Here is a 9,649-nt window from a genome sequence, read left to right as displayed (position 1 = left end):
AAGGCGCTTGTTGTCGCCGATCACATCGCCCATCTGCCACAGGCAAATATGGCGGGCATAAAAAAGCCGGTGCAACTACACCGGCCAAAAGGCGTTGGAAAACTCGAACCTGCGGGGTTTACCAGTTCTTGCCGAGGCGGCCATCCAGGCTGAAGGCCCCTGCACCGGCCGCCGCCAGGGCCAGGAAACCACCGGCCACGGAGACGTTCTTCATGAACATCAGCATCTGCATCTGATCGGCAGGCTGATAGTGGAAAATAAAGGCGGCCATCAGGGTGAAACCGGCCATCAGTACGGAGAGGCTGCGGGTAAACAGGCCCAGCATGATGGCGAGGCCACCGCCCAGCTCCAGCAGGATCACCAGCGGCAGGATGAAACCGGGCACGCCCATGGCTTCCATATACCCCTGGGTACCGGCGTAACCACCGATCTTGCCCCAGCCCGCAATCACAAACATCAGAGCCAGCAGTACGCGACCCACCAGCAGTGCCAAATCTTTCATCTTGTCCATTTCAATATCCTCGTTTTGCGTCACATCACCACTGACTGCTTCAGGGTAGGTCAAATAACAGGGCTTGGCTGGCACTCATGGCCACCAGATCCCATTTGGGCTCATCACGACTGAGTACCCCGTCGCCGGGTCGGGCAGCCAGACCGTTGGCGGCAAGCTCCCCTGAAATCATCTGCAGGTAACCGTGTCGGCCGGCCAGCTCCCAGGTGAGGCTCTCACCCGGTTCAAGCTGCAACCGCCAGACGCGGGCCTGCTGGCGGATCCTGAAGGATCCTGCTTCGCCATCCGGTGACGCCACCAGCGTCATGCCCGGGTTGGCTTCAATCTTCTTCTGCTGATAGCCGGGTGTCGTGCCGTGTTCGTTCGGCTCGATCCAGATTTGCAGCAGGGAGAGCGGCTCGGTCTGCGAGGGGTTGTACTCGCTGTGCCGGATGCCGGAGCCTGCGCTCATCAGCTGGAAATCCCCCGCCGGGATCTGCTCGGCATGGCCGAGGCTGTCCTTGTGCTCTATGGTGCCTTGCAGCACGCAGGTCAGGATTTCCATGTTGGCGTGAGGGTGGGTCGCGAAACCGCCACCCGGCGCCACCAGATCCTGATTGATGACCCGCAGCACTGAATGCCCCATCCAGTCCGGGTCGTAGTAGTGCCCGAAGGAAAAGCTGTGGCGCGCATCCAGCCAGCCGAAGTTGGCCTTGCCGCGCGCTTCTGCGGCTCTCAATTTCATCATGGTGTGCTCCTCACGTACCGATACGGTTGATTAACGCTGTTTGCCGCTACCGATGCCGAACGGAATGCGGTAGTCGCTGCTCTGCTCACCCAGGCTCACGGTCAGGTTGCCCTGGGTGCGGCTCGGGATCTGGACCTGCTGGCTGCCCATCAGGTTGGCGTGGACGGAGGCAACCAGGTCGCCAGACTCGTCACGCACTTCCAGCATGGGGTTGCCCTTGCCTTCCACCGCGGCGGTGGCGTGCCAGTTTACAAACAGCACGCCCGGGGCGGCGTTGAGGTCGGCCGGGACGGAAGCCTGAGCAAAACCTGCGGTCATCAGGCCTGCAACGGCCAGCATCTTGATTACGTTTTTCATGTTCATTCACTCTCTTGGTTTTATGTCATTGCCAAGGCCGCTGTGGCCAGAATCAATGCATCCATGCAAGAGGTCATTCAAATAGTGTGTTGTTCTTTCACCGAAGTCAGACGCCCTGATTGAGGGGGTCACAGTCTGGAACTACCCGTTTATTTGGCTGCTTGGCGCTCCTGCCTAAGCGTTGATTGAATATTAAAGACACTTGGCCTAACTTGTTAGCGAGATAAACTGGCAAACATGTTCAAAAAAATTGAAGGCAATTTATGGCCAAGGAACTGAACAAGGAACGGGCGCTGACCCTGGAAGCCATCCGGGTGCTGGATGCCATCGATCGCCGCGGCAGCTTCGCGGCGGCAGCCGACGAACTGGGCAAGGTGCCCTCGGCGCTGAGCTACACGGTACAGAAGCTGGAAGACGAGCTGGACGCCATGCTGTTCGACCGCAGCGGCCACAGAACCAAGTTCACCCCGGCGGGCCGCATGCTGCTGGAGCGCGGCCGGATACTGCTGGAAGCGGCCGAGCATCTGGTGGGCGAGACCCGGGCGCTGGCCCGCGGCTGGGAGACCGACATCACCATCGCCGTCGATGCGCTGGTGCCGTTGCAGGCGCTCTACCCGCTGGTGGAACGGCTGGCCGAGCTGACCGATACCCGGCTGCGGCTGCGGGCCGAAGTACTGGCGGGCAGCTGGGAGTGTCTGGAGGATGGCCGGGCCGACCTGCTCATCTCCTCCCTCAATCCCGACATCATGATGACCGGCATCAAGCACCAGCCGCTGCAGGAGGAGGTGATGCTCTACGTCGCCCACCCGGATCATCCCCTGCATCAGGAGCCGGAGCCCCTGGCGGACGATACCCTGCGCCGCTACCGGGCCATCGCGGTGGCCGACACGGCGCTGCGCAAGCCGGTGCTCACCTATCGTCTGCTCGACAAGCAGCCGCGGCTGACCGTCAGCACCATGGGCGAGAAGCGCGATGCCCTGCTGGCGGGGATCGGGGTCGGCACCATGCCGCTGAGCTGGATTGAAGAGGACATCCGGGCCGGACGGCTCAAGGTGATCAGCCCCGAGTATCGTCACCAGATCCAGGTGGTGCTGGCCTGGCGGCGCGACACCATGGGCAAGGCCAAGAGCTGGCTGATCCGGGAGATACCCAAGCTGTTTCCCTGCAAGGGGGAATAAATATCTGCCACGCGAGGGCGGCGGCGCAGGAAGTGCCGAAACTGAGCCCCTGTCTTGACGGCGGGCTCAGATTCTAGGAAAAGAAAAAAGCGGCCCTCTTGCGAGTTCCGCTCAATGCCAGGAAAGAATAAAAAACCTTGCGGTTTAAAAAACCCTTAAATTGGAAGCAAACAATCGATTTCTCAACCAGGAAGGTCTTGAATCCGATTCGTTTTGAATTATGCGCGATGTTTTATGCGCCACCAGCAAAATGTTGAACGGTTGAAGGATATGCACCGCAGAGTATCACTATCTGCAACCTTCGAGCGCGACTGGTCTGGCCATTTCAATCGATTAGGTCGGGTTTGTTTCCTCTGGTTTTTTAAAGTGTCAGTATCTGAGCCCACAACGACAAAAGAACTCAATTTCTGACACAACATAAAAATGCAGATAAAGGAATAGTTGCATGACCTACAGCCAGACCCTGGCCAACAATATTCTCGACACCCTGAAGAAGACCCTGACCGACAAGGGGATCCGCTATCAGACCCTGGCAGAAGCCATGGGGGTCTCCATCGCCACCGTCAAGCGGATGATGAACAAGCCCTCCCTGCCGTTCGACACCCTGCTGGAGGTGTGCCACCTGGTGGGGCTGTCGTTCGAGGAGCTGCTGGACCGCACCCAGGACGCCCAGAGCCGGCGCGCCGTCTTCACCCAGGAGCAGGACGAGGCGTTCCACAGGGAGCCCGGCCTCTACGCTTTTCTCGCCAACATCTTCTGGCGCGACAAGACCCTGATCGATCTCAAGCGGGAGTACGGCCTGACCGATGCCTCCTGCTACCTCTATCTGCGCAAGCTGGAGAAACTCGGCATCCTGCAGCTCGGCATCGACAACAGTTACCACTTCCTCATCAGCGAGCGGATCAGCTTCGAGCAGCACAGCCGCTTCGCCCGTCAGCAGGCGCGCCAGGCCATGTCGGTGCTGGGGGACTATCTGGTGGAGAACATGCACAGGCCCAACAACTACATGGCGCTGTGTCAGCTCCACCTGGACGAGAGCGAGGCGATGGCGCTGATCGAGCGGATGAAGGAGTACTGGCACCAGGAGCTCAAGCTCAACCGCCCCGCCATCGGCCAGCGGGAGGGCAGCAAGACCTACACCATGTCGCTGCAACTGGCCGACTGCGGCTACCAGAGCTTCGACGATCTGATCCCCAATATCGACAACTGATCCCGGCGGATCCCGCGGGATCCGCTCCCCCTCCTTTCCTCACAGGCATGACCCGCCAGGACACGCCGGATCCACGAGCCGGGTTTGCTGCAGCTTGCCTGCGAGTGGCTGCAATGCTCGCGTATCGAGACAGATGCGGATGGCATCCGGCCGCCAGTGTTCGATATCGCAATCCACCAGCGCTCCCCGCTCGTCGTAGTTGACCCGCACCAGCCGCAGCACGGCGCTCCCCTCCGCCAGATTGAGGGCGCGGGCAATGGCGCCGCGCGCCGCCGAGGGGGTGATCTCGAGGCTCGCCCCACCCTGGCCTATGCCATAGCGCTCCCGATAGAGCTCGGTGAGGGAGCTGGCCAGCGGCGCGCTGGCGATATCGGGAAAGCGGCTGGCCAGCAGATGGTGGCTGACGTGCAGAACGGGGCGGCCGTCGATGAGGCGCAGGCGGCGGATTTCATAGAGCGGGGTGAAAGGCTCCAGCCCCATCCAGCGGCAGAGCTCGCTGCTGGCCAGCTCGCCACCGTGGGCCAACACCCGGGTCTCGGCGGTGCGCTGCTGCTCGCCGATCCACTGGTGAAAGTGGGTATGGATGGCGGGGTCGTAGGTGAGGCGGGGCGGTGCCACGAACCAGCCGCGCCGCTCGGCCCGGTAGATGAGGCCATCCGCCTCGAGGCTGGAGAGTGCCTCCTTGATGGTGATTCGGGTGGTGGCGAATCGCTCGCTCAGGGCCCGCTCGGCGGGCAGCTGCTGTCCCGCACCTAGCTGGCCGCTGCCGATATAGCGGCGCAGGGTCTGGCAAATCTGTTCACACTTGGAGGCGCGGCCATCGGCCACTGCCCGCTCGCTCAATCTCGGTTCGATCACGCTCATCTTCCTGTCGCTCATCCTGGCTGCCGTGGCTGGTTCACCCATCGCTGGAGTAGTCCAGCCTCACTCGGATTGAGAGTTGTAACCGTGCAGGATGACAGCGCCATGACAGGGCGATTGTCATCAAACTGCCATCAAAGCGCCCCGCCACCGTCATATTTCCCCTCTAGCATCCCTCTCGAACCTTAACTGACCTAGTCCAGAGGGATGGAATGATGAAAAGCGTGATCGCAAGTGCACTGGCCCTGGTGGCCATCAGTCAGCCACTGTTTGCCGCCGAGAACATCGCGGATCTCGAGAAGGCCGCCCGCGGTGAAGGCCAGCTCAGCAGCGTCGGCATGCCGGACAGCTGGGCCAACTGGAAGGATACCTGGCAGCAGCTCGGCAGCATCTACGGCATCAAGCATCAGGACACCGACATGAGCTCGGCCCAGGAGATCGCCAAGTTCGCCGCCGAGAAGAGCAACGCCACCGCCGACATCGGCGACGTGGGCGGCGCCTTCGGCCCGGTCGCGGTCAAGCAGGGGGTCACCCAGCCCTACAAACCCTCCACCTGGGCCGACATTCCGAACTGGGCCAAGGATGCGGATGGTCACTGGATGCTGGCCTATACCGGCACCATCGCCTTCCTGATCAACAAGGATCTGGTCAAGGCGGCCCCCACCAGCTGGCAATCCCTGCTGGGCGGCGACTACAAGGTGACCCTGGGTGACGTGGGTGTCGCCTCCCAGGCCAACAACGGCGTGCTGGCGGCGGCCTATGCCACCGGCGGCAGCGAGAAGAACCTCAAGCCTGCGCTGGAGCTGTTCGGCAAGCTGGCCCAGCAGGGCCGTCTGTCGCTGAACGACCCCACCATCGCCAACATCGAGAAGGGCGAAGTGGAAGTGGGTGTGCTGTGGGACTTCAACGCCCTGAACTACCGCGACCAGATCGACCCCAAGAAGTTTGATGTGGTGATCCCGAGCGACGGTTCCGTCATCGCCGGCTACACCACCATCATCAACAAGTGGGCCAAAAACCCCAACGCCGCCAAGCTGGCGCGGGAATACATCCTCTCCGACGCCGGCCAGATCAACCTGGCACGCGGCTACGCCCGCCCCATCCGCAGCAACGTGACCCTGCCGGATGACGTCAAAGCCAAGCTGCTGCCGGCCGAGCAGTACGCCAATGCCAAGCCGGTCCAGGATCACGCCGCCTGGGAGCAGAGCTCCAAGGCCCTGCCGCGCCAGTGGCAGGAAACCGTCATGATCAACATGCAGTAAGGAGCGGCCAGTGCAACACAAGGTGATAGTGGTACTTGTGGATGGCCTCTCTGCCGAGGTAGCCCATTGCATGGGCTACCTCGCGGGCATGGTAGAGGCGGGACAGGGGTTGCAGGCCACCCTGAGCTGTGCCCTGCCCTCCCTCTCCCGGCCCCTCTACGAGTGCATCCTGACCGGGGCGACGCCGGTGGAGAGCGGCATCACCCACAACGGGGTGAGCCGTCTCAGTCGGCAGGAGTCCATCTTCCATCTGGCCCGGGCGGGCGGCAAACGCACCGCAGCCGCGGCCTATCACTGGGTGAGCGAGCTCTACAACCAGAGCCCCTGGCAAGCGGCGCGGGATCGCTTCACCCATGACGAGCGACTGCCCATCCAGCACGGCTGTTTCTACTGGGATGACGGCTACCCCGACAGCCACCTGCTGATGGATGGCGAGTGGCTGCGCAGCCAGTACGACCCCGATTTTCTCTTGATCCACCCGATGGGGGTGGATGACGCGGGCCACCAGTTCGGCCTCGACTCCCGTCAGTACCGCAATCAGGCGCGCCGGATGGACAGCCTGCTGGCCGACCTGCTGCCCCAGTGGCTGGCGGAGGGGTATCAGGTGGTGATCACCTCGGACCACGGCATGAACAACGATCTCAGCCACGGCGGCACCCTGACCGAAGAGCGCCGGGTACCGCTCTGGCTGTTTGGCGATGCGTTCGTGGCCCAGTGGCCGGCCGGTCCCGCCATGCAGCAGACCCAGCTCTGCGCCCTGATGGCCGACCTGCTGGGAGTTTCCCACGACAAGCCGGGCTGCCCGCCGCTGCTCAAGGCCGGCAACCTGCCGGAGGTACACTGATGATGCCCGCCACCACCGAGATCCTCGCGGATCAACCGACCGTCACCCGGCGCCGGCTGCGCCGCCACTGGCTGCCAGCCCTGGTGCTGCTGCCGTTCGTTCTCCTGATGATCCTGTTCCAGCTCGCCCCCATGGTGTGGGTGCTGGTGGGCAGTTTTCAGACCCCGGATGGCTGGGGCCTCGACTACTACCGGGAGATTTTGAGCTCCCCCTTCTACCTGCAATCGTTCGGCAACTCCTTGCGCATCGCCGGCATCGCCAGCCTGGCGGGGCTTGCCATCGGCACCCTGGGGGCCGCCGCGCTGCGCCACAGCGGCGAGCGGGTAAAACGGCTGCTGCTGGCCTTTGTCACCATGACCGGCAACTTCAGCGGGGTGCCGCTGGCCTTCGCCTTCATCATCATTCTCGGCATCAATGGCGCCGTGACCCTGCTGCTGAAATCCTGGGGCCTCATCGACGGCTTCAACCTCTACTCGGGCAGCGGCCTCATCCTCATCTACACCTACTTCCAGATCCCGCTCGCTTTGCTGCTGCTCTACCCGGCCTTCGATGCGTTGCAGGATGAGTGGCCGCAGGCCGCCGCCCTGCTCGGCGCGAGCAAGAGCCAATATGTCTGGCACGTGGCGCTGCCGGTGCTGACGCCTGCGCTGCTCGGCACCCTGATCATCCTGTTTGCCAACGCGGTGGGGGCCTATGCCTCTGCCTATGCCCTCACCACCGGCAACTTCAACCTGGTGACCATCCGGGTGGCCAGCCTGGTCTCCGGCGACATCTTCCTCGAGCCGAACATGGCGGCGGCGCTGGCGGTGATCCTGATGGTGCTGCTGGGGGTGGTGACGGCCGCCAACCAGTGGCTGCTGAAAAAGAGCTACGTGAACAGGGGGCAATCCCATGCATGATTTGAAACCTGGCTGGCCGCGCTGGGTGCTGGGGGCCCTGGTGGCTACCCTGCTGTTGCCGCTGCTGGCCACCTTTCTCTACTCCATCTCCACCCGCTGGGGGGCCACCCTGCTGCCGGACGGCTTCACCCTCGACTGGTATCTGAAGCTCTGGGGCGACCCGCGCTTTCTGGCGGCGTTTGGCCGAAGCCTCCTGGTCTGCTTCGCCACTCTGCTGCTCGGCACGCTAGTGTTGGTGCCCACCGTACTGGTGGTGGCCTACTACTTCCCAAAGCTGGATCCCTGGATGAATCTGTTGATCCTGCTCCCCTTCGCGGTGCCGCCTGTGGTCTCCTCGGTAGGGCTGCTGCAGATCTACGCCGACGGCGTCCTGCCCATCATAGGCACGCCGTGGATCCTGATCGGTACCTGGTTCACCGTGGTGCTCCCCTTCATGTACCGGGCACTGGCCAACAGCCTGCAGGGGGTACCGCTCAGGGATCTGATGGATGCCGCCCACCTGCTGGGGGCGAGCAGCCGCCGCGCCTTTCTGCTGGTGGTGATCCCCTGCCTGCGCAAGGGGCTGCTGGCGGCGCTGTTTCTGTCGCTCTCCTTCCTGCTCGGCGAGTTCGTGTTCGCCAACATGCTGGTGGGCACCCGTTACGAGACCCTGCAGGTCTACCTCTACAACATGCGTTCGACCTCGGGCCACTTCACCAGCGCGCTGGTGATGAGCTACTTCCTGCTGACCCTGCTGCTCACCTGGGCGGCGAACAGATTTCATAGGTGAATCAAGATGTTCCATCTAGAAGTGAATCAACTGCACAAATCCTACGGCGACACCAGAGTGTTCGAGGGGATCGAATTCGGCATCCGCAAGGGGGAGCTGGTGACCCTGCTCGGCCCCTCCGGCTGCGGCAAGTCCACCCTGCTGCGGGCACTGGCCGGGCTCACCCCGGTGGATGGCGGCCAGGTGCGGGTGGCCGGTGAGGAGATCACCTGGCAGGAGCCCCAGAAGCGGGGCATCGGCATGGTGTTCCAGAGCTATGCGCTGTTCCCCAACATGACGGTGCGGGACAACGTCGCCTTCGGCCTCAAGATGAAGCCCCAGCCAGGGCGGGATCTGGCCGCCAGCGTGCAGGAGGCGCTGGCGCTGGTGGAGCTGACCGGCTTCGAGCGCCGCTATCCGGCCGAGCTTTCCGGTGGCCAGCGCCAGCGGGTGGCCTTGGCCCGCGCTCTGGTGGTGCAGCCGCGGATCCTGCTGCTGGACGAGCCCCTCTCGGCGCTGGATGCCCGCATCCGCCGCAGCCTGCGCCAGCAGATCCGCGAGATCCAGCAGCGCCTCGAGCTCACCACCATCTTCGTCACCCACGATCAGGAGGAGGCGCTAACCATGTCGGACCGGATCTTCCTGATGAACAAGGGATCCATCGTCCAGAGCGGCACGCCGGAGGAGATCTACACCCGCCCCGCCGACGCCTTCGTGGCGGGCTTTATCGGCAACTACAACCTGCTCGATGGCGAGCAGGCCAAGGCCCTGTTCGGCCAGCACTGCCGCGGCAAGCTGGCGCTGCGACCTGAATCCCTCTCCCTGCTGCCGGCCGGCTTCCGCAGCGACGAGCCGCACCTGCCGGGGGTTATCAGCGGGCAGCAGCTGCTCGGCAACGTGATCCGCTATCAGGTGAGCTGCGCGGCGGGCCTGCTGACGGTGGACTGCCTCAACCGCTCGGCCCGGGATCTGCTGCCGGTGGGCAGTGCCGTGACCCTGGCGGTGGCCCGGGATCAACTCTGTGAGGTAGCATGACGCCCCATTACATTTCC

The 9,649-nt window shown here is 63.2% G+C and carries 11 protein-coding genes; 7 read left to right on the top strand and 4 right to left on the bottom strand.

The annotated features are described in order from the left end of the window. Positions 1-118 precede the first annotated feature (118 nt). Genes AB5Y94_RS10520 through AB5Y94_RS10510 form a run of 3 tightly spaced genes read right to left on the bottom strand, consistent with a single transcriptional unit; the run spans position 119 to position 1,601 of the window. Positions 119-511: a DoxX family protein gene (locus AB5Y94_RS10520; protein ID WP_005306139.1), complete on the bottom strand. Its 393-nt coding sequence runs from the start codon at positions 509-511 to the stop codon at positions 119-121. A gap of 40 nt (positions 512-551) precedes the next feature. Further along, positions 552-1,238, bottom strand: a complete 687-nt coding sequence (locus AB5Y94_RS10515; protein ID WP_005306141.1) for a pirin family protein — start codon at positions 1,236-1,238, stop codon at positions 552-554. A gap of 30 nt (positions 1,239-1,268) precedes the next feature. Beyond that, positions 1,269-1,601: a hypothetical protein gene (locus AB5Y94_RS10510; RefSeq protein WP_011707661.1), complete on the bottom strand. Its 333-nt coding sequence runs from the start codon at positions 1,599-1,601 to the stop codon at positions 1,269-1,271. A gap of 257 nt (positions 1,602-1,858) precedes the next feature. Here AB5Y94_RS10510 and AB5Y94_RS10505 point away from each other — a divergent pair, with 257 nt between their 5' ends. Both AB5Y94_RS10505 and AB5Y94_RS10500 read left to right on the top strand, forming a co-directional pair. Next, complete coding sequence (locus AB5Y94_RS10505; protein WP_005306149.1) at positions 1,859-2,773, top strand: LysR family transcriptional regulator; 915 nt, start codon at positions 1,859-1,861, stop codon at positions 2,771-2,773. A 445-nt stretch (positions 2,774-3,218) separates the two neighbouring features. Next, positions 3,219-3,983, top strand: a complete 765-nt coding sequence (locus AB5Y94_RS10500; RefSeq protein ID WP_005306152.1) for a helix-turn-helix transcriptional regulator — start codon at positions 3,219-3,221, stop codon at positions 3,981-3,983. A 39-nt stretch (positions 3,984-4,022) separates the two neighbouring features. On the opposite strand, the gene AB5Y94_RS10495 is transcribed toward AB5Y94_RS10500, so the two are convergent. Then, a complete protein-coding gene (locus AB5Y94_RS10495) occupies positions 4,023-4,862 on the bottom strand; it encodes a UTRA domain-containing protein (RefSeq protein WP_368205467.1) in 840 nt (279 codons plus the stop codon). Between the two features lie 197 nt (positions 4,863-5,059). Here AB5Y94_RS10495 and AB5Y94_RS10490 point away from each other — a divergent pair, with 197 nt between their 5' ends. From AB5Y94_RS10490 to AB5Y94_RS10470, 5 genes are read left to right on the top strand one after another with little or no spacing between them, the layout of a single operon-like run. Then, the gene (locus tag AB5Y94_RS10490) at positions 5,060-6,106 is read left to right on the top strand and encodes an ABC transporter substrate-binding protein (RefSeq protein ID WP_017787901.1); all 1,047 of its coding nucleotides are present in this window, start codon (positions 5,060-5,062) and stop codon (positions 6,104-6,106) included. A 10-nt stretch (positions 6,107-6,116) separates the two neighbouring features. Next, positions 6,117-6,950: an alkaline phosphatase family protein gene (locus AB5Y94_RS10485; RefSeq protein ID WP_042070970.1), complete on the top strand. Its 834-nt coding sequence runs from the start codon at positions 6,117-6,119 to the stop codon at positions 6,948-6,950. Further along, positions 6,950-7,849 (top strand): ABC transporter permease, encoded by a 900-nt coding sequence (locus AB5Y94_RS10480; RefSeq protein WP_368205466.1) that lies wholly within the window; start codon positions 6,950-6,952, stop codon positions 7,847-7,849. The genes AB5Y94_RS10485 and AB5Y94_RS10480 overlap by 1 nt, the downstream gene beginning before the upstream one ends. Then, positions 7,842-8,618, top strand: coding sequence for an ABC transporter permease (locus AB5Y94_RS10475; protein WP_005306167.1), 777 nt, complete (start codon positions 7,842-7,844; stop codon positions 8,616-8,618). The genes AB5Y94_RS10480 and AB5Y94_RS10475 overlap by 8 nt, the downstream gene beginning before the upstream one ends. 6 nt (positions 8,619-8,624) lie before the next feature. Next, on the top strand, positions 8,625-9,632 hold the full coding sequence (locus AB5Y94_RS10470) for an ABC transporter ATP-binding protein (RefSeq protein WP_349934230.1): 1,008 nt from the start codon (positions 8,625-8,627) through the stop codon (positions 9,630-9,632). Positions 9,633-9,649 lie beyond the last annotated feature (17 nt).

Source organism: Aeromonas sp. s5 (assembly GCF_040907865.1).
Classification (GTDB): domain Bacteria; phylum Pseudomonadota; class Gammaproteobacteria; order Enterobacterales; family Aeromonadaceae; genus Aeromonas; species Aeromonas dhakensis.
The sequence above is the reverse complement of the archived record's forward strand: the minus strand, read 5'-3'. Positions and strand labels throughout refer to the sequence as shown.

Coding starts and splice junctions, on each gene's coding strand:
- AB5Y94_RS10470 (WP_349934230.1), top strand. CDS start 8,625: ATGTTCCATCTAGAAGTGAATCAACTGCACAAATCCTACGGCGACACC.
- AB5Y94_RS10475 (WP_005306167.1), top strand. CDS start 7,842: ATGCATGATTTGAAACCTGGCTGGCCGCGCTGGGTGCTGGGGGCCCTG.
- AB5Y94_RS10500 (WP_005306152.1), top strand. CDS start 3,219: ATGACCTACAGCCAGACCCTGGCCAACAATATTCTCGACACCCTGAAG.
- AB5Y94_RS10495 (WP_368205467.1), bottom strand. CDS start 4,862: ATGAGCGACAGGAAGATGAGCGTGATCGAACCGAGATTGAGCGAGCGG.
- AB5Y94_RS10505 (WP_005306149.1), top strand. CDS start 1,859: ATGGCCAAGGAACTGAACAAGGAACGGGCGCTGACCCTGGAAGCCATC.
- AB5Y94_RS10490 (WP_017787901.1), top strand. CDS start 5,060: ATGAAAAGCGTGATCGCAAGTGCACTGGCCCTGGTGGCCATCAGTCAG.
- AB5Y94_RS10515 (WP_005306141.1), bottom strand. CDS start 1,238: ATGATGAAATTGAGAGCCGCAGAAGCGCGCGGCAAGGCCAACTTCGGC.
- AB5Y94_RS10480 (WP_368205466.1), top strand. CDS start 6,950: ATGATGCCCGCCACCACCGAGATCCTCGCGGATCAACCGACCGTCACC.
- AB5Y94_RS10520 (WP_005306139.1), bottom strand. CDS start 511: ATGGACAAGATGAAAGATTTGGCACTGCTGGTGGGTCGCGTACTGCTG.
- AB5Y94_RS10510 (WP_011707661.1), bottom strand. CDS start 1,601: ATGAACATGAAAAACGTAATCAAGATGCTGGCCGTTGCAGGCCTGATG.